Source organism: Stenotrophomonas sp. X (assembly GCF_055721025.1).
The window spans coordinates 1,857,980-1,880,587 of record NZ_CM146756.1; the positions used below are offsets into that span (position 1 = coordinate 1,857,980).

The 22,608-nt window shown below is 67.6% G+C and carries 23 protein-coding genes and 1 tRNA gene; 16 read left to right on the forward strand and 8 right to left on the reverse strand.

Features of this window, described 5'->3' with window-relative positions:
- Nucleotides 1-2: 2 nt before the first annotated feature.
- From ACZ75I_RS08590 to amaB, 3 genes are all read right to left on the reverse strand, one after another.
- Nucleotides 3-287 carry a DUF4190 domain-containing protein gene (locus tag ACZ75I_RS08590; RefSeq protein WP_005413144.1) on the reverse strand — a complete coding sequence of 95 codons (285 nt, stop codon included), beginning with the start codon at nucleotides 285-287 and terminating at the stop codon, nucleotides 3-5.
- Nucleotides 288-447: 160 nt separating this feature from the next.
- The gene (locus ACZ75I_RS08595) at nucleotides 448-1,287 is read right to left on the reverse strand and encodes an SDR family NAD(P)-dependent oxidoreductase (protein WP_472958980.1); all 840 of its coding nucleotides are present in this window, start codon (nucleotides 1,285-1,287) and stop codon (nucleotides 448-450) included.
- Nucleotides 1,287-2,819, reverse strand: coding sequence for an L-piperidine-6-carboxylate dehydrogenase (amaB, locus tag ACZ75I_RS08600; RefSeq protein WP_472958981.1), 1,533 nt, complete (start codon nucleotides 2,817-2,819; stop codon nucleotides 1,287-1,289). The genes ACZ75I_RS08595 and amaB overlap by 1 nt, the downstream gene beginning before the upstream one ends.
- Nucleotides 2,820-3,002: 183 nt before the next feature.
- On the opposite strand from amaB, the gene ACZ75I_RS08605 reads away from it, so the two are divergent.
- Nucleotides 3,003-3,079, forward strand: a tRNA-Arg gene (locus ACZ75I_RS08605).
- A gap of 78 nt (nucleotides 3,080-3,157) precedes the next feature.
- Nucleotides 3,158-3,622: a GNAT family N-acetyltransferase gene (locus ACZ75I_RS08610; protein ID WP_472958983.1), complete on the forward strand. Its 465-nt coding sequence runs from the start codon at nucleotides 3,158-3,160 to the stop codon at nucleotides 3,620-3,622.
- A 26-nt stretch (nucleotides 3,623-3,648) separates the two neighbouring features.
- Here ACZ75I_RS08610 and ACZ75I_RS08615 read toward each other — a convergent pair whose 3' ends face one another.
- Nucleotides 3,649-4,008, reverse strand: a complete 360-nt coding sequence (locus ACZ75I_RS08615; protein WP_134967971.1) for a response regulator — start codon at nucleotides 4,006-4,008, stop codon at nucleotides 3,649-3,651.
- Nucleotides 3,998-5,161, reverse strand: coding sequence for a two-component system sensor histidine kinase NtrB (locus tag ACZ75I_RS08620; protein WP_472958985.1), 1,164 nt, complete (start codon nucleotides 5,159-5,161; stop codon nucleotides 3,998-4,000). Before ACZ75I_RS08620 ends, ACZ75I_RS08615 begins: the two co-directional genes overlap by 11 nt.
- A 151-nt stretch (nucleotides 5,162-5,312) precedes the next feature.
- On the opposite strand from ACZ75I_RS08620, the gene ACZ75I_RS08625 reads away from it, so the two are divergent.
- The 5 genes from ACZ75I_RS08625 to ACZ75I_RS08645 all read left to right on the forward strand — a co-directional run bounded on the left by ACZ75I_RS08625 (nucleotide 5,313) and on the right by ACZ75I_RS08645 (nucleotide 11,458).
- The gene (locus tag ACZ75I_RS08625; protein ID WP_061477848.1) at nucleotides 5,313-8,420 is read left to right on the forward strand and encodes a response regulator; all 3,108 of its coding nucleotides are present in this window, start codon (nucleotides 5,313-5,315) and stop codon (nucleotides 8,418-8,420) included.
- The gene (locus tag ACZ75I_RS08630; protein WP_005416310.1) at nucleotides 8,417-9,241 is read left to right on the forward strand and encodes a CheR family methyltransferase; all 825 of its coding nucleotides are present in this window, start codon (nucleotides 8,417-8,419) and stop codon (nucleotides 9,239-9,241) included. The genes ACZ75I_RS08625 and ACZ75I_RS08630 overlap by 4 nt, the downstream gene beginning before the upstream one ends.
- Nucleotides 9,241-9,816, forward strand: a complete 576-nt coding sequence (locus tag ACZ75I_RS08635) for a chemotaxis protein CheB (protein ID WP_049413816.1) — start codon at nucleotides 9,241-9,243, stop codon at nucleotides 9,814-9,816. Before ACZ75I_RS08630 ends, ACZ75I_RS08635 begins: the two co-directional genes overlap by 1 nt.
- On the forward strand, nucleotides 9,813-10,946 hold the full coding sequence (locus ACZ75I_RS08640) for a hybrid sensor histidine kinase/response regulator (protein ID WP_111201732.1): 1,134 nt from the start codon (nucleotides 9,813-9,815) through the stop codon (nucleotides 10,944-10,946). Before ACZ75I_RS08635 ends, ACZ75I_RS08640 begins: the two co-directional genes overlap by 4 nt.
- Before the next feature lie 83 nt (nucleotides 10,947-11,029).
- Nucleotides 11,030-11,458, forward strand: a complete 429-nt coding sequence (locus tag ACZ75I_RS08645) for a BLUF domain-containing protein (protein WP_005416313.1) — start codon at nucleotides 11,030-11,032, stop codon at nucleotides 11,456-11,458.
- A gap of 15 nt (nucleotides 11,459-11,473) precedes the next feature.
- On the opposite strand, the gene ACZ75I_RS08650 is transcribed toward ACZ75I_RS08645, so the two are convergent.
- Nucleotides 11,474-11,794: an ArsR/SmtB family transcription factor gene (locus tag ACZ75I_RS08650; protein ID WP_180868413.1), complete on the reverse strand. Its 321-nt coding sequence runs from the start codon at nucleotides 11,792-11,794 to the stop codon at nucleotides 11,474-11,476.
- A gap of 86 nt (nucleotides 11,795-11,880) precedes the next feature.
- Between ACZ75I_RS08650 and ACZ75I_RS08655 the strand changes: the two genes are divergently transcribed.
- The 3 genes from ACZ75I_RS08655 to ACZ75I_RS08665 are packed head-to-tail and all read left to right on the forward strand — an operon-like array spanning nucleotide 11,881 to nucleotide 13,848.
- Entirely contained in the window at nucleotides 11,881-12,318 is a 438-nt protein-coding gene (locus ACZ75I_RS08655; protein ID WP_180868411.1) for a YeeE/YedE family protein, read from the forward strand.
- Nucleotides 12,315-12,752: a DUF6691 family protein gene (locus ACZ75I_RS08660; RefSeq protein ID WP_180868408.1), complete on the forward strand. Its 438-nt coding sequence runs from the start codon at nucleotides 12,315-12,317 to the stop codon at nucleotides 12,750-12,752. The genes ACZ75I_RS08655 and ACZ75I_RS08660 overlap by 4 nt, the downstream gene beginning before the upstream one ends.
- Before the next feature lie 43 nt (nucleotides 12,753-12,795).
- The gene (locus ACZ75I_RS08665; protein ID WP_180868406.1) at nucleotides 12,796-13,848 is read left to right on the forward strand and encodes a linear amide C-N hydrolase; all 1,053 of its coding nucleotides are present in this window, start codon (nucleotides 12,796-12,798) and stop codon (nucleotides 13,846-13,848) included.
- Here the strand turns inward: ACZ75I_RS08665 and ACZ75I_RS08670 are convergent.
- Nucleotides 13,845-14,624, reverse strand: coding sequence for a DUF6491 family protein (locus ACZ75I_RS08670; protein WP_154350669.1), 780 nt, complete (start codon nucleotides 14,622-14,624; stop codon nucleotides 13,845-13,847). The genes ACZ75I_RS08665 and ACZ75I_RS08670 overlap by 4 nt on opposite strands.
- 81 nt (nucleotides 14,625-14,705) lie before the next feature.
- Here ACZ75I_RS08670 and ACZ75I_RS08675 point away from each other — a divergent pair, with 81 nt between their 5' ends.
- The 6 genes from ACZ75I_RS08675 (at nucleotide 14,706) to thrC (ending at nucleotide 21,619) form a co-directional block, all read left to right on the forward strand.
- Nucleotides 14,706-15,401: a helix-turn-helix transcriptional regulator gene (locus ACZ75I_RS08675; protein ID WP_472958986.1), complete on the forward strand. Its 696-nt coding sequence runs from the start codon at nucleotides 14,706-14,708 to the stop codon at nucleotides 15,399-15,401.
- 173 nt (nucleotides 15,402-15,574) lie between these two features.
- Entirely contained in the window at nucleotides 15,575-16,525 is a 951-nt protein-coding gene (locus tag ACZ75I_RS08680) for a DMT family transporter (protein WP_134968649.1), read from the forward strand.
- A gap of 138 nt (nucleotides 16,526-16,663) precedes the next feature.
- The gene (locus tag ACZ75I_RS08685) at nucleotides 16,664-16,801 is read left to right on the forward strand and encodes a hypothetical protein (protein WP_346476428.1); all 138 of its coding nucleotides are present in this window, start codon (nucleotides 16,664-16,666) and stop codon (nucleotides 16,799-16,801) included.
- An 83-nt stretch (nucleotides 16,802-16,884) separates the two neighbouring features.
- Nucleotides 16,885-19,389: a bifunctional aspartate kinase/homoserine dehydrogenase I gene (gene thrA, locus ACZ75I_RS08690; RefSeq protein ID WP_134968648.1), complete on the forward strand. Its 2,505-nt coding sequence runs from the start codon at nucleotides 16,885-16,887 to the stop codon at nucleotides 19,387-19,389.
- Nucleotides 19,386-20,300 (forward strand): homoserine kinase, encoded by a 915-nt coding sequence (locus ACZ75I_RS08695; RefSeq protein ID WP_346476427.1) that lies wholly within the window; start codon nucleotides 19,386-19,388, stop codon nucleotides 20,298-20,300. Before thrA ends, ACZ75I_RS08695 begins: the two co-directional genes overlap by 4 nt.
- Before the next feature lie 29 nt (nucleotides 20,301-20,329).
- On the forward strand, nucleotides 20,330-21,619 hold the full coding sequence (thrC, locus tag ACZ75I_RS08700; RefSeq protein WP_346476426.1) for a threonine synthase: 1,290 nt from the start codon (nucleotides 20,330-20,332) through the stop codon (nucleotides 21,617-21,619).
- A gap of 129 nt (nucleotides 21,620-21,748) precedes the next feature.
- On the opposite strand, the gene ACZ75I_RS08705 is transcribed toward thrC, so the two are convergent.
- Nucleotides 21,749-22,501 (reverse strand): Crp/Fnr family transcriptional regulator, encoded by a 753-nt coding sequence (locus ACZ75I_RS08705; RefSeq protein WP_005416324.1) that lies wholly within the window; start codon nucleotides 22,499-22,501, stop codon nucleotides 21,749-21,751.
- Nucleotides 22,502-22,608 lie beyond the last annotated feature (107 nt).

A 22,608-nucleotide genomic window follows, 5' to 3' on the forward strand; every position in this document is an offset into this window, starting at 1 on the left:
CGTCAGTTCGACACCGCCGCCAGCCATGCCAGGCCGCCGAAGAACAGGATGAAGACCAGGATGGCGGCAAGCACGGCGCCGACCATGACCCAGCCCAGCACCAGGCCGGTAACGGCCAGGCCGTCGCCTTCCAGTTCATGCGGGCGGCGGCGGATCTCGGCGCGGGCCATGTGGCCGGTGATGATGGCGACGATGCTGGCCACGAAGGGCAGGACGGTCCAGCTGGCGATGCCCATGACCAGGCTGACCACGGCCAGGGCGCTTGTCTGTCGGGGTGCCACGCTCATCGGGTCCTCCTTGGCAGTGTGCACATGATAGTGCCTCTGCCCGGGCAATCCCATGGGCAGTGCCCTGTAGAGCCAAGCCCATGCTCGGCTGCCCCCTTGGGCTGATGCGGGATCGACCGCGTCTTGCGTGCAAGCCCAGCATGGGCTCGGCTTTACAAATTCAGCCCATCAACACCTGGCCGCCATCCACGTTGAGCACGCTGCCGGTAACCCAGCGCGCCAGTGGCGAGCACAGGAACAGGGCGGCGTCGGCAATCTCGCGCGGATGGCCGAAGCGGCCGAACGGGATCTTCGCCAGGGTGCCGTGGTACAGCGCTGGATCCTCGATGCGGCGACGGTCCCAGAGCCCGTCATCGAACTCGATCGAGCCCGGTGCGATGGCGTTGACCCGGATCCGGTCCTTGACCAGCGCCAGCGCCTGCGAGGTGGTGTAGTGCGAAAGCGCGGCCTTGGCAGCGGCGTAGGGCGCGCCGCCGGGACGCGGCTGCTGCGCGGCAATCGACGACAGATTGAGGATGCAGGCATCGCCGGACGCGCGCAGCCAGGGCAGGGCCAGGCGCGAGGCACGCACGGCCGCCATCAGGTCGATCTGCAGGCTGGCGGCCCAGCCCTCCTCATTGTCGGCCATGCCGTAGCCGGTGGCATTGTTGACGAGCACATCGATGCCGCCGAAGGCATCGGCGGCGGCCTGCAGCCAGGCCTGGATCTGGCCGATGTCGGCCAGATCGGTGGAAAACGCATGCAATGGCGTTCCCTGCGCCTGTGCGTCAGCGCACAGGGCCTCCAGGCCGGCCTGGCCGCGCGCGCAGACCGAGACCTGCGCACCGGCACCAGCAAAGGCCAGTGCCATTTCACGACCAATGCCCTTGCTGCCGCCGGCAACGAGCACGCGGCGGCCGCTGAAATCGAGGATCGGAGCCCCTGCGGGGATCCGACCCTGGGCATGGGTCAGATCCCCGAAGGGACTCTGACCCACAGACGTGTCCGCGTCGTTTGCCATCACAGGTCGAACTTGATGCCCTGCGCCAGCGGCAGCGAATCCGAATAGTTGATGGTGTTGGTCTGGCGGCGCATGTAGACCTTCCAGGCATCCGAACCGGACTCGCGGCCACCGCCGGTGTCCTTCTCGCCACCGAAGGCGCCGCCGATCTCCGCACCGGACGTGCCGATGTTGATGTTGGCGATGCCGCAGTCGCTGCCGGCGGCCGACAGGAACTTCTCGGCGGTCTTCAGGTTCTGGGTGAAGATCGAGGACGACAGGCCCTGCGGCACGCCGTTCTGCATGTCGATGGCTTCGTCGAGGGTGTCGTACGGCATCACGTACAGGATCGGTGCGAAGGTCTCGTGCTGGACCACGGCGTCGCTGTTCTTCAGGCCCGTGACGATTGCAGGCAGCACGAAGTTGCCGGCGCGGTCGATGCGGGTGCCGCCGGTCTCGATGGTGCCGCCAGCCGCCTTGGCCTGGGCGATGGCATCGAGGAACTGCTGCACGGCGCCTTCGCTGTTCAGCGGGCCCATCAGGTTGGCGGCATCGGTCGGGTCGCCGATCTTGCCCTCGACCTGCTTGTAGGCCTTGACCAGGGTGGCCAGCACGTCGGCGTAGATCGAGCGGTGCACGATCAGGCGGCGGGTGGTGGTGCAGCGCTGGCCGGCGGTGCCGACAGCGCCGAACACGATGCCCGGCACGGCCAGCTTCAGGTCGGCGGTTTCGTCCAGGATGATCGCGTTGTTGCCGCCGAGCTCCAGCAGGCAGCGGCCGAGGCGGCGTGCGACCTTTTCGTTGACGGTGCGGCCGACCTGGGTCGAGCCGGTGAAGCTGATCAGCGGCACGCGGCGGTCATCGACCATCTTTTCCGACAGCGCGGTGCCGGCATCGTTGATCAGGTAGAAGATGTCCGGGAAGCCCGCTTCGCGCAGGGCGTCGTTGCAGATCTTCAGCGAGGCGATGGCGGTCAGCGGCGTCTTGTTGGACGGCTTCCAGATGCACACGTCGCCACAGATCGCCGCCAGGAACGAATTCCAGCTCCACACCGCAACCGGGAAGTTGAAGGCCGAGATGATGCCGACCAGGCCCAGCGGATGGTACTGCTCGTACATGCGGTGGCCGGGGCGCTCGGAATGCATGGTGTAGCCGTACAGCATGCGGCTCTGGCCCACGGCGAAATCGGCGATGTCGATCATCTCCTGCACCTCGCCATCGCCTTCCGGCTTGCTCTTGCCCATTTCCAGGGCAACCAGCGAACCCAGAGCGTCCTTGTGCCTGCGCAGTGCTTCACCGCACAGGCGCACGGCTTCACCGCGGCGAGGGGCCGGCGTGGTACGCCAGACCTTGAAGGCTTCCTGGGCGCGGGCGACGACGGTCTCGTACTCGGCCTCGGTGGTGGCGCGGACCTGCGCGATCGGCTCGCCGGTGGTCGGGTTGACCGGGGTGATCAGCTCACCGCTGGTCGCGCTCGACCACTCCCCGTTGCCCAGGTACGTGCCAGCGTTGATCGCGTCCAGGCCAAGGGACTTGAGCAGCTCGGAAGACATGCAGACTCCTGTGTTTCGTTACGTTGTTTGGTGCCATCGCGGGCAGGTGGGGGACGCGATGAACTGAATCGCCGATGGTAGCAGAGCGCCCCGACCGGCCATGGTGCAACGCGCCAGCGGAACCGGGTGGAACATGAATGCTTGGAGGGCAGGGCACGTTGCCTGTAAACTTCCCTGCTGCATGGCCCCGTAGCTCAGCTGGATAGAGCGTCCCCCTCCTAAGGGGAAGGTCGCCCGTTCGAATCGGGCCGGGGTCACCATGTTCGCGGCGCCACGTCCGCGCGCTGCCCGCGAGGCCACTCGGATATGCTGGCGCCTCACCCTGCGATCCGGCCGCCATGGATCACCGCCTGCAGCCCGTGCAACCCCACGACTACGCGCTCATCGCCGGGTGGCTGGATTCGGCCGCAGCCACGTTGCGCTGGGCCGGGCCGGGCGTGCCCTATCCACTGCCACCCGATCAGTTCGAGAACGTATTGCAGCTGCGCGAACGCCCGGGATGGCTGCTGCTGGCAGAAAACGGCATGCGCGTGGGTTTCGGCCAGGCCTGGCGCACCCAGCCGGGTACGATGCATCTGGGCCGTCTGCTGGTTGCCCCGCAGGCGCGGGGCTGCGGTCTCGGGCGGAGGTTGGTACACGCGCTGATCGAGCAGGCGTTCCAGTCTGATGCCGTTGAACGGCTGACCTTGCGGGTCTATCGGGACAATGCCGCCGCAGTTGCGTTGTACCGGTCCCTCGGCTTCGAGCCGGTGGACACTGCATCCACGCCAGCGCTGCTGTTCATGCAGCGGGCCTGGCGCTGAGCATGACCACGCAGGCCGGTACGCCTTCAGTCCTGCTTGAGCAGTTCAACCAGCTGGCGCAGGCGATAGGGCTTGGGCAGGAACTCCACCTGCTCCGGAAGCGGCGGCAGCTGCGAACGTGCGTAGCCGGACGACAGGATCATCCGCGCCTGTGGTTGTTCGCGGGCGACGTGCTCGCTCAACTCGATTCCGGACATGCCATTGGGCATGCTGACATCGCTGAACACCACGTCGAAGCGTGCGTCGCCCTTCAGCAACGCAGCGGCTTCATGCCCGTCGGCGGTGGTGGACACCTCGATGCCGAAATCGCGCAGGGCCATGCCGATCATCTCGCGCAGATCGTTCTGGTCCTCCACCATCAGTACGCGGATCGGGTCATCGGTCATGGGCAAATTCCTCGGTTGCGGGTAGCAGCAGGCTGACCGTGGTGCCGACACCGGGCGTGGTGGACACATCGACGAAGCCGCCGCTCTGGGTAGTGAATCCGAACACCTGGCTCAGGCCCAGGCCGCTGCCCTTGCCGATGTCCTTGGTGGTGAAGAAGGGCTCGCTGGCCCGCTCGGCGATGTCGGCGGCCATGCCGTGGCCTTCGTCGCAGACGCTGAGGGTGACATAGCCGCGTTGCAGCGTGGTGTCCGCATCCGGGTCGAGGCGATGTTCCAACGCGGTGCCGATCAGGATGCGGCCACCATCGGCGGTGGCCTCCACGGCATTGGCCACCAGGTTCGCCAGGGCGGTCTGGAGCTGCATCGCATCGGTGCTCACCTGCGGCAGGCCCGGGGTGAGATCGGCATCCAGTACCACCGTGGGCGGGCAGGCGCGTTGCAGGTCCGGCAGCCACTGCCGTACCAGCGCATTGATGTCCACCGATTCCCGGATCAGGGTCTGGCCGGTGCTGAAGGCCAGCAGCTGGCGGGTCAGCAGCGCGCCGCGGTCGGTGGCTGCCTGCGCTGCATCCAGCAGCTCGGCTGCGCGTGCATCGTCACTGCTGACACGCAGCGACAGCAGGTCCAGGGCGTTGCCGATGGTGGTCAGCAGGTTGTTGAACTCATGTGAGAGGCCGCGGCTGAGCCGGCCAACCGTCTCGAACTGCTGGGTATTGCGCAGCGCACGCTGGGCATCGCGCAGCAGCCGCTGCGCTTGCCACTGCTCGGTGATGTCACGGGTGATCTTGACGAAGCCGAGCAGTTCGCCGGCTTCCACGACCGGTTCGATGACCACGCTGGCGCGGAACGACGAGCCATCGCGGCGAACGCGCCAGCCCTCACTGGCGACATGCCCCTGCTGCGCTGCGACGCGAAGCAGGCGCTGGGGTTCGCCGGCCTCGCGGTCGGCGGCCAGGTAGAAGCGGCTGAAGTGCGTTCCCACCACTTCATCGGCTGAATAGCCTTTGATACGTTCGGCGCCCGGGTTCCAGCTGCACACGATGCCTTCAGGATCAAGCAGGTACAGCGCATGGTCGCGCACGCTGTCGATCAGCAGTCGCAGTTGTCGGGAAGGGTCCGTCAGCACGGACGTCGTAGAGGCGGCTGCGTCCACGTGTAAATAAGTGTTACCCCTGTGAGGGACGTGAAGCTAGGCACTCAAGTGTGAAGGATGCGTGCACACCTGACACGTGCCATTTGTCCTGTGCGGCTGAATGCGACACGGAGTACCATCTTCCACCCTTTGCCTTCTGGAACCGACCTGCATGCGTCCTGGTGCGACTACGCGTGACCGCTGGATCTGGATGACGTCCGCCGTGCTGCTGGCCGCGACCATCGCGTTGGAACTGGTCGTTCCGCTCGGCTACGCGGTATGGCTGGCCTACTTCCTCGCGGTCGGCGTGACGGTATTCCAGCGCAGTGCACGCGCGCCGTTCGTGGTCGCGGTGATCGCCTGTGTCCTGCTGGTGATCGGCTTCAACGTTGCGCCAGCCAGCAACAATTCGTCGTTCTCGCTTGTCAACCGTACCGTCGGTGGCTGCGCCTTCCTGATGATCGCACTGATCGTCTCGCGCGCGATCCAGGCCCGGCGCCAGGCGATGCGCGCGCTCTGGCTGCAGGAGGCCGAGAACGCCGTGGCGATGAGCCTGCGCGGTGACCTCGGGCCGGAGCAGATCGCCGAGGCGGCAGCAGTAAGCCTGGCCGGGCAGCTGGATGCAGAGGTCGGTGCGGTCTATCGCCTGGACGGCGGCCGCCTGCAGCTGACCGGTGGCGTGGCGCTGCCCTCCGGGACGCCGGCCTCCCTGGCCCTGCACGAAGGACTTGCCGGGCAGGTTGCCCGGGACGAACGCATCCGCCACCTGCACGGCGAAGACGCTGCCGTGCTCGAACTGCAGACCAGCCTGGGCCGGCTGCCGGTGCGCGAGCGCATCCTGGCGCCGATCAACAGCGATGGTGCGGTGGTCGGTGTGATCGAGCTGGGCCGCGCTCGGGCGGGTGAACAGCGTGATCTGGATCGCGAGCTGCTTGAGCGCTGCGCAGACACCATCGGCATGGCACTGCGCGCATCGCTGCTGCGGGCGCAGCTGGTGGTGCTGCTGGAAGAGTCGCAGCGCCAGGGCGAGGAGCTGCAGGCCCAGCAGGAAGAGCTGCGCGTGGCCAACGAGGAACTGGAAGAGCAGAGCCGCAGCCTGCTGCAGTCGCAGAGCCATCTGGAAGAACAGCAGGCCGAGCTGGAACAGAGCAACGTCCAGCTGGAAGAGCGCACCCACGAGCTGGAGGCGCAGAAGCAGGCGCTGCTGGTCGCGCAGAGCCAGCTGGTGCGCAACAGCAACGAACTGGCCGCCACCTCGCGCTACAAGTCCGAATTCCTGGCCAACATGTCGCATGAACTGCGTACGCCGCTGAACAGCTCGCTGATCCTGGCCAAGCTGCTGGCCGACAACAAGGACGGCACGCTGACCGAGGAACAGGTGAAGTACGCGCGTGCGATCCTGTCGTCCAACAACGACCTGCTGGCGCTGATCAACGACATCCTCGACCTGTCGCGCATCGAGGCCGGCCATGTCGAACTGTCCGATGAAGTGGTGGTGGTCGAGAGCGCGCTGCAGCGCCTGCGCGAGACGTTCGAGCCGATGGCGCGGCAGAAGGGCCTGGCCCTGCAGATCGAAGCCGACGCCCTGGCACCGACCCAGATGGTGGTTGACAGCCAGCGGCTGCAGCAGATCCTGAAGAACCTGCTGGCCAACGCGGTGAAGTTCACCGAGCATGGCAAGGTCAGCCTGCACGTGCGTGCCGGCGGCAACGGCCGCATCCGGTTCGAGGTCTGTGACACCGGCATCGGCATTGCCCGCGAGCAGCTGGACGTCATCTTCGAAGCGTTCCGCCAGGCCGATGGCAGCACCCGCCGTCGTTACGGCGGCACCGGCCTGGGCCTGTCGATCTCGCGCGATCTGGCCGAGCGCATGGGCGGCGGCATCCAGGTCGACAGTGAGCCCGGGCGCGGCAGCTGCTTCATCCTGGAGCTGCCGTTGCAGGGGGCGCCCGCGGCGAGCGCAGCCGACGCTGCCGAGGTCCCCGTGGCGGCGCCGCCGACGGCGCCGGCCGTGCTGCCGGCCGCGCCCGTACGCGCTGCGACCGCGGCAGCGCCGGTTACTGCGATGGCCGGCGTAGCCGACGACCGCGGTCGCCGCCAGCGTGCCGGGCGCCTCATCCTGGCGGTCGAGGACGATGCCACGTTCGCCGAAGCGCTGGTGGCGCTGGCCCATGAACTGGACTTCGACTGCGTGGTGGCGGGCACGGCGGAAGAGGCGCTGGCCCTGGCCAGCGAACTGCGCCCGAACGGCATCCTGCTCGATATCGGCCTGCCGGACGTGTCGGGCCTGAGCGTGCTGGAACGCCTGAAGCGCAACCCGGACACCCGCCACATCCCGGTGCATGTGGTCTCGGCCACGGACCGCAGCCAGGTAGCGCGCGAGCTCGGCGCGATCGGTTTTGCGATCAAGCCGACCACGCGCGAGCGGCTGGTGACGGCCATCGAACAGCTGGAACAGACCAGCCAGCGCGACATGCGGCGGCTGCTGATCGTGGAGGACGACAACGAGCTGCGCCACAACCTGGAACTGTTGCTGGGCCGCGACCAGCTGCAGATCGTCGCCGTAGGCACCCTGGCCGGCGCACTGGAACAGCTCAGTACGGTCACGTTCGACTGCATGGTGATGGACCTGTCGCTGCCCGACGGCAGTGGCTACGACCTGCTCGAGCACATGGCCGGCAACGACGATGTCGGTTTCCCGCCGGTGATCGTCTATACCGGCCGCGCACTCAGTCGCGAGGAAGAGCAGCGCCTGCGCCGCTATTCCAAGAGCATCATCATCAAGGGCGCACGTTCGCCCGAGCGCCTGCTGGACGAGGTGACCCTGTTCCTGCACAGCGTTGAGGCCAGCCTGCCCAGCGACCAGCAGCGCCTGCTGCGCGAGGCCCGCCGTCGCGACACCGTGCTCGACGGTCGGACGGTGCTGCTGGCCGAGGACGACGTGCGCAACATCTTCGCACTGTCCAGCGTGCTCGAACCCCTCGGCGTCACGCTGGAGATCGCGCGCAATGGCCAGGAAGCGGTGGATCGGCTGGCTGAGCGCGAGGTCGACCTGGTGCTGATGGACATCATGATGCCGGAGAAGGATGGCCTTGCTGCGATGCGCGAAATCCGCGCGCAGCGCCACCTGCAGGACCTGCCGATCATCGCGCTGACCGCCAAGGCCATGCCGGACGACCGTGAGCGCTGCCTGCAGGCCGGCGCCAACGACTACATCGCCAAACCCATCGACGTCGACAAGCTGGTTTCGCTGTGCCGGGTCTGGTGCTCGCGGCAATGAACGAGCAGGCCCTGTTCGACCTGGAGCTGAAGGTGCTGCTGGAAGCGCTGTACCAGCGCTACCACTACGATTTCCGCAGTTATGCGGTGTCGTCGCTGCGCCGGCGGATCCGCCAGGCCATGCAGCGCTATGAGTGCGAGCGGCTGGCCGACCTGCAGCACCGCCTGCTGCACGAGCCGGACCTGTTCGCGCAGGCGATGCAGTTCTTCACCGTGCAGGTCTCGGAGATGTTCCGTGACCCGGCCTATTTCCGCGAGCTGCGCGAGCAGGTGGTGCCGGTGCTGCGCACCTACCCGTCGGTGAAGCTGTGGGTGGCCGGTTGCAGTACCGGCGAGGAAGTGTGGTCGCTGGCGATCCTGTTGCACGAGGAAGGCCTGCTGGAGCGCAGCATCGTCTACGCCACCGACATCAATCCGGCAGCCCTGGCCACCGCCGAGGCCGGCGCCTATGGCATCGACCGGATGGCCCAGTTCAGCCGGAACTACCTGGCGGCCGGTGGCACCGCCTCGCTGTCCGACTACTACGCCACGGCCTACGATGGCGCGGTGTTCGATCGCCAGCTGCGCCGCAACGTGGTGTTCGCCGACCACAGCCTGGCCACCGACACCGTGTTCTCCGAAGTGCATCTGGTGTCGTGCCGCAACGTGCTGATCTATTTCAACCGCGATCTGCAGGACCGCGCGGTAGGCCTGTTCCGTGAAGCGCTGGTGCATCGCGGCTTCCTTGGCCTGGGCAGCAAGGAGTCGCTGCAGTTCGGGCGCCACCACGGCGCGTTCGAGACCTGCTCGCGGGAGCATCGCCTGTACCGGAAGGTTGCCTGATGGCACTGCCGACACGACCGGCGGTGCTGGTGATCGGGGCCTCGGCGGGTGGGGTCGCGGCGCTGCAGGCGGTGCTCGGCGCGCTGCCCGCGGCTCTACCGGCGCCGGTGCTGGCGGTGCTGCACCTTCCGCGCGATCGCAGCAGCCGCATCGCCGAAGTGCTGGCGCCGTACTGTGCGCTGCCGGTGCGCGAGGCCGAAGACAAGCAGCCGCTGCAGCCTGGCACGGTGACCTTTGCGCCACCGGACTATCACCTGCTGGTGGAAGACGCCGGTTCGCTGGCGCTGTCGGTGGACGCACCGGTGCTGTTTTCACGCCCGGCGATCGATCCATTGTTCGAGTCGGCTGCGGCCGTGTTCGGCGCGCAGGTGCTGGCCCTGCTGCTGACCGGTGCCAGCAGCGATGGTAGTGAAGGGGTGGCCGCGGTGCGCGCCGCCGGCGGCCGCGCCTGGCTGCAATGTCCCGAGGAGGCCGAGGCATCGATGATGCCGGCCTCCGCCCTGCAGCACGCCGGCGCCGATGCCGTGCTGCCCCTCGAACTGATGTGCCGTCGCCTGAAGGAGCTGTTTGCATGAACCTGTTGCCGCCGGACCCTGCGCAGTCGCAGACCCCGGTCAACCTGCTGATCGTCGATGACGTGCCGCAGAACCTGGTGGCCATGCAGGCGCTGCTGCAGCGCGAGGGCGTGAACCTGCTGCTGGCCGGCTCGGGCGCACAGGCGCTGGAACTGCTGCTCGAGCATGAGGTGGCGCTGGCCCTGCTGGACGTGCACATGCCGGAGATCGATGGCTTCACCCTTGCCGAGCTGATGCGCGGTTCACACCGCAGCCGGGATGTGCCGATCATCTTCCTGACCGCCTCGCCGGACGACCCGCTGCGCGCGTTCAAGGGGTACGAAACCGGCGCGGTCGACTTCCTGCACAAGCCGGTGGCGCCGCAGGTGATCCTGAGCAAGGTCAATGTCTTCATCGAGCTGTACCAGCAGCGGCAGCTGCTGAAGGCGCGCAACGAGGCGCTGGAGCGCTCGCTCAAGCTCAACGAGACGATGGCGGCGGTGCTCACCCACGATCTGCGCACGCCGCTGTCGGCGATCCTGCTGTGTGCCGACAAGCTGGCGCTGGAGCTTCCTGCGGGCAATGACGGCGCGCAGCAGACCTTGAAGCACCTGGAGGCCAGCACGCTGCGCATGGCGCGCATGGTCGAGCAGCTGCTGGACTTTTCGCGGATCCGCAGCGGCGGGCTGCGCCTGCAGGCCAGCGCCTGTGATCTTGCCGAGGTCACGCGTGCGGTGGTGGCCGAAGCGGGCAGCGCCCACGGCCACGCACGGCTGCATCTGGATATGCAGGGCGATACCCGCCTGCAGGGTGATCTGGATCGGCTGGGTCAGGTTGCCGCCAACCTGATCGGCAATGCGCTCACCCATGGCAGCGAGGCGAGGGTGGAGGTGGACGGCCGTGATCCGTGCAGCGTGCTGCTGCGGGTGAGCAACGCGGGACGGATCGACGACGCGCTGCTGCCGCGCCTGTTCGAGCCGTTCAAGGCCAGCTTCCATCCCAGCAATGGCCTGGGGTTGGGCCTGTATATCGTCGATCAGTTCGTGCGCGCGCACGGCGGGCACATCGCAGCGCGCAATGAAGCCGGTCAGGTGGTGTTCGAAGCCCGGTTGCCGAGGCGCACAGAGGGGCTGCCGGCGGCCGCTACCTGAATTCTTCAGGAAACACCCGCGGGCACTGAGACGGACTCGTCCGTAGCTGCTACCGTGGGTGTACATCTTGTCAAGGAAGCGCCATGCCACTGCGTGCCATCGCCTACGTCAGCCAGGCGCTGCCGGATCTTTCCGCTGAACGGCTGCGGGCGCTGGTCGATGATGCAGCCCGTTTCAACAAGATGGCGGGCGTGACCGGTGTGCTGCTGCATGACGGTGGGCGATTCCTGCAGTACATCGAAGGGCCGCCGGATGGTATCGATTCGGTGTACGAACGCATCCTGCAGGCCGGTAGCCATATCGACATCATCGAACTGGCGCGTGGCCGCCTCGGCCAGCGCCAGTTTCCGTACTGGTCGATGCGCGCGTTGCCGGTGGAGGAGGCGCTGCTGCGGCAACTGTCTTCCAGCGACTGGTCAGGTTTCACCCGCGCGTTGCATGGTGACCTGTCGGCGCCGACCCCGGTGGATCTGCTCGATCAGGTCGTGCAACCGGTGCTGCACGCAGGTTGAACCTGCGTGGAAGGTTCAGCGCGCTGCACTTCCGCAGTACGCGGCGTGCAACGCCTGCAATACGCCCAGCGCCGGCCCTTCCACCACCCGGTAGTGGATCGACTGCGCTTCGCGCCGGGTCGCGACGATGCCAAGTCCGCGCAGCACCGCCAGATGCTGGGACAGCGCTGATGCGCTGAGCCCGGTCAGTGCCTGCAGTTCCGGTACTGGCGCCTCGCCTTCGACCAGCCGGCACAGTACGCGCAGCCGTGCAGGATGGGCCAGGCTTCTGAGCAGCGCAGCGGCCTGGGCGGCATGCCCGGCCATCGCGGCACTGTCGAACTCGATGCGGGCCATGGTTGACCTTTTGATTTAGAAGACGCTAATTTAGAAAAATCTAATTCAAAAGGCAAGCGAATGAACGGGACAACTGGAGGCAGGTCATGACCGTGCCGTGGGCCGCCGTCGCGGGGGGCGCGTTGATCGGTGCGGCGGCGGTGGTGTTGCTGGCAACCACGGGCCGGGTAGCCGGCATCAGCGGCATCGCCGCTGGCAGCCTGCGCGCAACGCCGGGCGAGCGCGGCTGGCGCTGGGCATTCCTGCTGGGATTGCTGGCAGCAGCGGGGCTGGTGCTGTGGTGGCAGGCCGTGCCAGGCCAAGCGCCCCGCAACCTGTTGCGTGACGCCTTGCCGGCGTGGCAGCTGATCGGTGCCGGCCTGCTGGTCGGCTTCGGTACGCGGTTGGGCAATGGCTGCACCAGCGGTCACGGAGTCTGCGGCCTGGCCCGCGGCTCAAAGCGGTCGCTGCTGGCGGTGCTGGTGTTCATGGCCTGCGCCATGCTGACCACGTTCCTGATCCGTCACGGCGGAGGTTTCGCATGAGCCGCGCGATGGTGGCCGCCGGTGCGGCAGGCGCGCTTTTCGGCGCAGGCCTGGCGTTGGCCGGCATGACCGATCCGCGCCGCATCCTCGGTTTCCTCGATATCGCTGGCGATTTCGATCCCACCCTGGCCTGGGTGCTGGCCTCTGCATTGCTGGTCAGCGCGGTTGGCCAGCGCTGGGTGCTGCGGCGCCCGCAGCCGTCATGCGCAACGCGCTTCCAATTGCCCGCCGCGCGCGCTGTCGATGTGCGCCTGGTGCTGGGCGCGGCATTGTTCGGAATGGGTTGGGGCTGGGCAGGCTATTGCCCGGGCCCTGCCATCGCCGGGCTGGCGGTGGGATCGCGCGAAGCGCTTTGGTTCGTGCCGGCGATGATTGCAGGTTTCTGGCTGCACGATCGCCTGGTTCGCCGGGGCTTCACCGCTGTATCACCCTGAATCGCGTCATATCCACGGATCACGGGGAAAGGAGCGCAACGACATGGCACGGATGAAGTGGAAGGAAAGGGCACTGCTGGCGCTCGCGCTGGCTGCCGCAGTGGCACCGGCGCTGGCCTGCACGCGCGCGGTCTACCTGGGCGACAACGGTGATGTGATCACCGCTCGCTCCATGGACTGGAAGGTCGATGTGGCGACCAACCTCTACGTGCTGCCGCGCGGCATCGCGCGCACCGGCCAGGCCGGGCCGAAGTCGCTGGCCTGGACGGCGCGCTACGGCTCGGTGGTGGCCACCGGTTATGACGTATCGACCACCGATGGCATGAACGAGAAAGGCCTGGTGGCCAACCTGCTGTGGCTGGTCGAATCGGAGTATCCGAAGCAGCGCGGCAACAAGCCGGGCCTGGCCATCTCACTATGGGCGCAGTATGTGCTGGACAACTTCGCCACCGTAGACGAGGCGGTCGCGGCGCTGCAGCGCGAGCCGTACGCGATCGTCACCGACAAGGTGCCGGGCGAAGACCGCCAGGCCACGCTGCATCTGTCGCTGTCAGATGCCAGTGGCGACAGCGCCATCGTCGAATACATCGGCGGTCGCCAGGTGATCCACCATGACCGGCGCTACCAGGTGATGACCAATTCACCGATCTTCGAGCAGCAGCTGGCACTCAACAGCTACTGGCAGCAGATCGGCGGCACGGTGATGCTGCCGGGCACCAACCGCTCAGCCGACCGTTTCGCGCGCGCCTCGTTCTACATCAACGCCATTCCCAAGGCGGAAGACCCGGTGGTGGCGCTGGCCAGTGTGTTCAGCGTGATCCGCAACGCCTCGGTACCGTATGGCATCACCACCCCGGGCGAACCGAATATTTCATCCACGCGCTGGCGCACCGTGGCCGACCACAAGCGGCGGTTGTACTTCTTCGAATCGGCACTGACACCGAACACCTTCTGGGTCGACCTGAACAAGGTCGATTTCGGCGGCAAGGTGCTCAAGCTTGATCTCGGTCCGGACCAGCGCAATACCTTTTCCGGCGACGCGCTGGGCCACTTCGTGCCCAGCGCACCGTTTGCGTTCCTCGGCGTCGACGGTTAGTTCGACGCCTGGCTGGACGCCGGATAGACCGCCTGGATCGTGCAGCCGCCGCGGGTGTACTGCGGCAGCGGCGCCAGCGCGTCGTTGCGCAGGTCACCATTCTCGAATCCGGCGGTGAGGATGCGATCGCCCGGATTGCCACAGATCAGGCCGTTCTGCATGCCGGAGTGGAAGCTCAGCTGCGGCGCACGGTCGAGCTGGCGGCAGTGGCTGCCAAGCTCCACGCGATAGTAGCGGTGACCCCCATTGCGATGCGGATTGGTCTCCACCAGCATGCCCTGCGGGTCGGACGACCACGCGCGCACGTTGCGCGTGGCAAAGCAGTACGACGGCGAACCACCGAAACTGCGGCGGATGTCCCTGCGCTCGCGGATGGTCAGGGCGGGCAGGGTGGCCATGCGCAGGCGGTCGCTGTCGCGGGCCACGCTGGCGTAGTCGCGATCCTGCACGGGGGTCACCGCGCTGATCGCGCAGCTGCGGCCATCGACCACCACACGCTCGCTGGGGCGACCGCAGGCCCAGCCGGCGGGTGCTTCAAGTTTCAGCGTGGTAGCACTGCGGACGCCGGGACACTCTTCGCTGAAGTCGATCCGATAGGCCTGGCCGGAGGCGGCTCGCAGGGCGATTGAACGCGATGACGCCTGCTCCACTTCCTGGACGCCGACCGCGTCCATGCAGTGCGGGGCCGGTGGCGTACGTTCCTGCGCGGAGGCCGAGGCGGTGAGCGCCAGGCCGAGGCTGGTGGCAAGCACCAGGGACAGCCGCTGATGGGTCATGACCTGCACTCCCTGCGTTGGATGACGGATCGACTATAGCAGCGGTTTGCACGGCCGTTGTTACACGCGCACACTGCCCGGATGGGCGCCATCTTCCATCTGCGGCACTACGGGCAGGCCACCGGCCTGGACCGCCATGACTACGCGCAGTGGGTGCTGCCGCTGCAGGGCGAACTGCAGTTCGAGATGGAAGGGCGCGGCGGCCGGCTGGACCTGCTGCAGGGGGCATTTGTCGCCGCCGGCGAAGCACATGACCAGATGGCGGACGGCCCCAATGGTTTCGTGATCGTTGATTGTCCTCCAGGCGTGCTTGATGACGGCACGCAGGAGCATCTGTGCCGCCAGCGCTCGCTGCATCTGCCGCTGGCATTGCGTCAGCGTCTGGCCGAGGTGCAGGCAGGGCAGCCGATGCCGGCGCTGCTGCCGCAGTTGCTGCAGGTATTTGCACCGGCGGGCAGTGGGGCGCGCATGCAGGGCCTGTGCGCGGCGGTGCAGGCCGATCCCGGCCGGGCCTGGCCGGTTGCCCGGATGGCCGGATTTGTCGGTGTCAGCGAGGGCCGGTTGCATGCATTGTTCCAGCGCGAGTTCGGGCTGAGCCCGCAGGCCTGGCTCAGTGCGTGCCGCTTGCGTTGGGCCAAGCATCAGCTGCGCACCACTGCCGCGCCGATCAGCGATATCGCACTGGCTGCAGGTTATTCCGAGCAGAGCGCACTGACCCGTGCGCTGCGCCGCGAATGTGGCCAGACCCCCGCTGCGTGGCGCAAGGGTGCCGGCTGAGTTGTAGAGCCGAGCCGATGCTCGGCTGCCCTTGTCTGCACAACGGCGAATCGCAGCCGAGCATGGGTTCGGCTCTACACTACAGAGGTGACAAGGCAGTAGCCTCGGTCAAGAGTGCCCACCGGCCAGCGCTTACACTGCGCGGCCCGTTCCATCCCCCCCGGACAACCCGAATGCGCAACAACCCGATGGCCGTGGGCATCGCCAATGGCGTGGCCGCTGGCGCACTATGGGGCGTGGTCTTTCTCGCGCCTGCCGTGCTTCAGTCGTTCAATGCGCTGCAACTGTCCGCCGGCCGCTACCTGGTCTATGGCCTGATGGCAGTCGCCCTGCTGCTGCCGCGATGGAAGCGGCTGGCACCGCGGCTGGGCCGTGCCGAATGGATCGGCCTGCTGTGGCTGAGCCTGGCAGGCAACCTGGTGTATTTCCTGCTGCTGGCGACCGCCGTGCAGTGGGCCGGTGGCGCTGCGGCATCGCTGATCGTCGGCCTGATTCCTGTGGTGGTCACCCTGGTTGGCGTGCGCGAGCAGGGGGCGGTGCCGCTGAGGCAGCTGCTGCCGGCGCTGGGCCTTTGCGTGCTCGGCGTGGGACTGGTTGGCTGGGAAGCGCTGATGTCCGAGCACCTGGCCACCCCGTGGCGGCAGCGCCTGATCGGGCTGCTGTGCGCGTTCGGTGCGCTGTTCTCATGGGCGCTGTATTCGATCGGCAACAGCCGCTGGCTGGCGCGCCGACCGGATCTGTCCAGCCACGACTGGTCGCTGCTGACCGGCGTCACCACCGGCGGCCTGGCCCTGCTGCTGGTGCCGATGGCCTTCATCGGGCACACCGGCAGCCATACGGCGGCGCAATGGAGCGGGTTCTGGGCGATCAGCGCCGGCGTGGCAGTGGTGGCCTCGATCCTCGGCAACGCGTTCTGGAACCGTGCCAGCCGTCTGCTGCCACTGACCCTGACTGGCCAGATGATCGTGTTCGAGACCCTGTTCGCGTTGCTGTACGCCTTTGCATGGCAGCAGCGCTGGCCCTCGCTGCTGGAAGCCCTGGCAATCGTGTTCCTGGTGGCCGGTGTGATGCTGTGCGCGCATGCCCACCGCACACCACGGGCGATCGCCGAACATGCCGGCTGAATGCAGTCGTCAAGCGTGCTGATGCCGGCTTGGTCTCAGATGCAACCAAATGCCCGCACGTTGGCCGATGATCGCTGCATCGATTTTCTGCATCGCAGCACTTGACAGCGGCCGGGCGCACGGTGTTTTCTGTGCGCCATGGTCCTTGATGCCGCCCACGCCAGCCTGATCGCCCCCGCCATTGCGGGCACTACGACTGCGCCGGTCGCGACCATCACCACCATTACCACCACCACCGTCACCACTGCCCTGGTGCGGCCCGTCGTCTTCGTGTAACTCCCGAAAACCACGGCCCCGCACCTACAGGTGGCGGGGAAACTCGACACCTGCATGCGACGGGGCCTCCTACCGAGGTCTGCATGTCTTCCCACGCTCCCGCTCATTCCGTTGCCCCGGCCGACCTGGCTGCACCGTCCACCGTCGTGCACAAGTTCGGCGGCACCTCGGTGGCCGATGCCGAACGCTATCGCCATGTGGGCGGCCTGCTGCTGGCCCGCCCCGAATCGCTGCAGGTCACTGTCGTCTCGGCGATGAAGGGCGTCACCGACGCGCTGATCGAACTGGCCCAGCTGGCGGCCAAGGGCGATCAAGGCTGGCGTGAGGCCTGGCATGCCCTGCGCGCACGCCATCGCGGCGCTGCCGTGGCGCTGCTGGGCGAGCAGGTGGGCGAGACGGTTGAATGGATCGACGCCCGCTTCGATCAGTTGGCCGAAGTGCTGGCCGCGCTGGCAGTGATCGGCGAGCTGCCGCGCGAGGTGCTGGACCGTGTGCAGGGCTTGGGCGAAGTGTTTTCCGCACAGCTGCTTGGTACCCACCTGCGCGCGCTGGGCGAAGACTGCGCGGTACTCGACGCGCGCGATGTGCTTGTGGTCGGGCATGGCGAACTCGGCGTGGATGTCGACTGGGAAGCCAGTGCCGACCGACTGGCCAAGTGGCGCCTGCAGCATCCGCAGCCGCGCCTGGTTGCCACCGGATTCGTCGCACGCGATCGCGATGACCGCATCACCACCCTCGGTCGCAACGGCAGCGACTATTCCGGTGCGATCTTTGCCGCGCTGTTCAACGCTGACGAGCTGCACATCTGGACCGATGTCGATGGCGTGCTGTCGGCGGACCCGCGGCTGGTGCCCGAGGCGGTGCAGCTGGAAGCGCTGAGCTACGACGAGGCCTGCGAACTGGCGTACTTCGGCGCCAAGGTGGTGCACCCGCAGACGATGTCGCCGGCGATCCGCCTCGGCCTGCCGATCTTCATCCGCAATACGTTCCAGCCGGCGCATCCGGGTACGCGGATCAGCGCCGAGCGCTCACCGCGCGGGCCGGTGAAGGGCCTGACCCTGAGTCCCGGCCTGGCCCTGCTGAACCTGGAAGGCACCGGCCTGATCGGCGTGCCGGGTACCGCCGAGCGCGTGTTTGCCGCCCTGCGCCAGGCGCAGGTGTCGGTGGTGATGATCTCGCAGGGTTCCTCGGAACATTCAATCTGCTGCGTGGTGCGTGCTGCCGAAGCCGGCCGTGGCCGTGATGCACTGCTGCACGCCTTTGCGCACGAGTTGTCAGCGGGACAGGTGCAGCGCGTGCAGGTCAGTGAGGGCGTCAGCGTACTGGCTGCGGTCGGTGACGGCATGGCCGGGCAGCCAGGTGTGGCGGCGCGCCTGTTCGAGGCACTGGGGCGTGCGCAGGTGAACATCCTGGCGATCGCGCAGGGCTCGTCCGAGCGCAACATCTCGGTCGCCGTGGATAGTGCCGATGCCACCCGTGCGTTGCGCGCGGCGCATGCAGGCTTCTGGCTGTCGCCGCAGACCTTCGCGGTCGGTGTGATCGGGCCCGGCAACGTTGGCGCCGCACTGCTGGATCAGTTGCTGGCCGCGCGCCCGCAGCTGCTGGCCAAGGCCAATGTGGATCTTCGCCTGCGTGCGCTGGCCTCGCGTTCGCGCATGCGCCTGGAAGTGGACGGCCTGCATGCGGACTGGCGTGAGGCCCTGCGGGACGCGGGTGAATCCAGCGACCTTGATCGTTTCACCGAGCACCTGCTGGCTGCGCACCTGCCGCATGCGGTGGTGATCGACTGCAGTGGCAGTGCCGAGGTGGCCGAGCGCTACGAGGGCTGGCTGGCGGCGGGCATCCATGTGGTCACCCCGAACAAACAGGCGGGTGCCGGGCCGCTGCCACGCTACCAGCGCATCCGCGCCGCCGCAGCGGCCAGTGGCGCGCGCTTCCGCTACGAGGCCACGGTGGGCGCGGGCCTGCCGGTGATCACCACGCTGCGCGATCTGGTCGATACCGGTGACGAGGTGCTGGCCATCGAGGGCATCTTCTCCGGCACGCTGGCCTGGCTGTTCAACCGCTTCGATGGCAGCCAGCCGTTCTCGCAGCTGGTCGCGCAGGCGCGGTCGATGGGCTATACCGAGCCGGACCCGCGCGATGATCTGTCCGGTGTGGACGTGGCACGCAAGCTGGTGATCCTTGCACGCGAGGCCGGCCACGCGCTCAGCCTGGAACAGGTACAGGTGGAAAGCCTGGTGCCGGCACTGCTGCGCGACGGCAGCGTGGATGACTTCATGGCGCGGCTGGGCGAGTCCGACGCCAGCCTGCTGCAGCGCCTGCAGGATGCACGGGCGCGTGGCGCGGTGCTGCGCTACGTGGCACGGCTGGGCACCGACGGCGCCTCGGTGGGCCTGCAGGAACTGCCGGCCGACCATGCCTTCGCCAACCTGCGGCTGACCGACAACGTGGTGCAGTTCCGTACCCGCCGCTACTGCGACAACCCGCTGGTGGTGCAGGGACCGGGCGCTGGACCGGAAGTGACGGCGGCGGGCGTGTTCGCCGACCTGCTGCGGGTAGCCGCTGGCGAGGGAGCACGCCTGTGATCGCACGTGCATTTGCGCCCGCCTCGGTGGCCAATGTGGCGGTGGGCTTCGACATTCTGGGGCATGCCATTGCAGGCGTTGGCGATACGGTGAGCGTGCGGCGTATCGATGAGCCGGTGGTGCGCATCGAGGCCATCCGTGGCAGTGCGGTCGAACTTCCACTGGAGGCGGCCGGAAACACGGCAGGTGCGGCGTTGATGTCGCTGCGCGCAGGGCTGGGCCTGCACTTCGGCTTCGCGGTGGAGATCGACAAGGGCATTCCATTCGGCTCCGGCATGGGGGGCTCGGCAGCGTCGTGCGTCGCTGCGCTGGTTGCTGCCAATGCATTGCTGGATGCGCCGCTCTCGCGCGAGGCGCTGTACCCGTTTGCCCTGGATGGCGAGGCCGTGGCCAGTGGAGGCCGCCATGGTGACAACGTGGGGCCGCTGCTGCTCGGCGGGCTGGCGTTGTGCACGGCTGACCGCCTGCTGCCGATCCCTGTGCCAGCCAGTTGGCACAGCCTGCTGGTGCACCCGCACGCGGTGCTGGAAACCCGTCTGGCACGCCAGGCGCTGCAAGGCAGCTATGCGCTGGGTGAATTCGTGGCGCAGAGTGCGAATCTTGCGCTGGTGCTCAGCGGCTGCCATCGCAGCGACGCGGCGCTGGTGCGCGCTGGCCTGCGCGATGTGCTGGTGGAGCCGCGACGGGCGGGTCTGATCGGCGGCTTCGAGGTGGCTCGCGATGCGGCGTTGTCAGCCCGTGCCATGGGCGCGGGCATCTCCGGTGCCGGCCCCAGCGTGTTCGCCTGGTTCGAAGATGCCGACCAGGCCCACGCTGCCGCGGCGCCGGTGCAGGCCGCATTCGCTGCTGCCGGCTTTGACAGCGATGCCTGGGTGTCGCCTCTGGATACGCCGGGAGCCCGGCTGTGCTGAATCCTTCTCCCTCTTTGGATACTGAACCCATGCAATTCGTTTCGACCCGCGGCCGGTCCCCGGCCGTTGGCCTCAGCGCGGCCATTGCTGCAGGCTTGGCACCCGATGGTGGCCTGTACGTGCCCCAGGCACTGCCGGCGCCACGTGAGCTGGAAGCCGGTGCGACCCTGGCCGATACCGCTGCAGACCTGCTGGCACCGTTCTTCGCCGGGGATGCGCTGGAGGCCGGATTACCGTCGATCTGCCGCGAGGCGTTCGACTTCCCGGTGCCGCTGCGCGCGCTCGGCGACGGTGACCACGTGCTGGAACTGTTCCATGGACCGACGGCGGCGTTCAAGGACATTGGTGCGCGTTTCCTGGCCGGTACGCTGTCGCGGCTGCAGGCCGGCAAGGACCGCGATCTGACCATCGTCGTCGCCACTTCCGGCGATACCGGCGCCGCCGTTGCCGCGGCCTTCCATCGCCAGCCAGGCGTACGCGTGGTGGTGCTGTATCCCGATGGCCGCGTGTCACCGCGCCAGGCGCACCAGCTCGGCTGCTTCGGTGACAACATCCAGGCGCTGTGCGTGGCCGGTGCCTTCGACGACTGCCAGGCCATGGTCAAGCAGGCGCTGGCCGACCGCGAACTGCAGGCACGGGTGCCGCTGAGCTCGGCCAACAGCATCAGCCTCGGTCGCCTGCTGCCGCAGATGAGTTACTACGCACATACAGCACTGAGCCACTACGCCTTGCATCGTCGCCGGCTCAACCTGGTGGTGCCGACTGGCAACCTGGGCAACGCAATGGCCGCAGTGCTGGCGCGCGCGCTGGGCGTGCCGATCGGACAGATCGTGCTGGCCACCAATGCCAACGCCGTATTGCCGGCGTACTTCAACGGTGGCGAGTACCACCCCCAGGCCAGCGTGGCGACCGTGGCCAATGCCATGGATGTGGGGGCGCCCAGCAACTTCGAGCGCCTGCGCTGGCTCTACCAGGGCGACGATGCCGAACTGCGTGCTGCCTTCCGGGCGTTTGCGGTGGATGACGTGACCATCCGGGCCACCATTGCCGCCGCGCATGCCAGCAGGGGCGAGCTGTTCTGCCCGCATACGGCTACGGCGGTGAAGGTGCTGCAGGACCTGCGCGCCCGTGGTGCCAAGGGCGACTGGGCGGTGGTGGCCACCGCGCATCCGGCCAAGTTCGAGGCCGTGGTCGAGCCGTTGATCGGCGAACCTGTGGCCGTGCCGCCGGCATTGGATGCGTTGTTGCAGCGGCCGGCACACGCCGAACCGTTGGCCGCCGATTACGCGGCGTTGCGTGAGGTGTTGGCTCCCATGTAGAGCCGAGCCATGCTCGGCTGCTGTTCGCGCACGGCGCGATGAGTCGAGCATGGCTCGACTCTACAATGCGCTTCGCGCAACACGGGTAGTGCCGGCCGCTGGCCGGCAACCCCATGAACTGCGAAACCCTCAGATCAACCCTTCACCCGCCAGCGTGCGCAGCCCGTCCTCGTCGAGGATCTCCACCACGTTCAGGTGGGGCAGGGCAATCAGCCCTTGCTGGCGCAGCTTGGTGAAGGTGCGGCTGACCGTTTCCATGGTCAGGCCCAGATGGTCGGCGATGTCGCCTCGGCCCATCGGCAGCGACACGCGCAGGCCGTCGCCGCCCAGCCTGGCTTCACGCGCGGCCAGGCGCAGCAGGAAATCAGCCAGCTTCTCGGCCGGCTGCAGGCGTGCCAGCGCCAGTGCAGCGTCCTGCGCGGCATCCAGTTCCTGGCAGGCACGCTGCAGCAGCTTGCGCTCCAGGTGCGGGAAGCGGCTGCGGAGCGCCTTCATCTGTGGCAGCGCGACGCGGCAGACACGGCTGTCGGCGATGGCTTCGATGTCGTAGCGGTGATGGTCGCTGCCGCTCAGGCCCAGGTAGTCGCCGGGCAGCACGAAGCCGTTGATCTGGCGGCGGCCGTCGGCCAGGGTGCGTACCAGGCGCAGTGCGCCGGCAGTCAATGTATAGACATGGTCGCGTTCTTCACCCGTGCGGGCCAGCGTGCTGCCCATGCTGACCTGCTGCGAAACGGTGACCTGTTCCAGCGCCTGCACTTCATCGGGCGACAGCGCCGAGCACACCGCAAGGTGGCGAACCGAGCAGTGCAGGCAGTCCAGCGTGGTGCAGGACGGCGAGGCGGGATCGTTGGTGGCGGGCGGAGCGCCGGAAGGCCGTGACATGTTGCGGGGGCGTATCGCGGGCGGGGAGGGCCTTATGATACTTCAAGCGGCCGTTCGACCCTGCCCGAGGCGGGGGCGCTAGAATGTCGCCCCCTCCCACGTCCCGT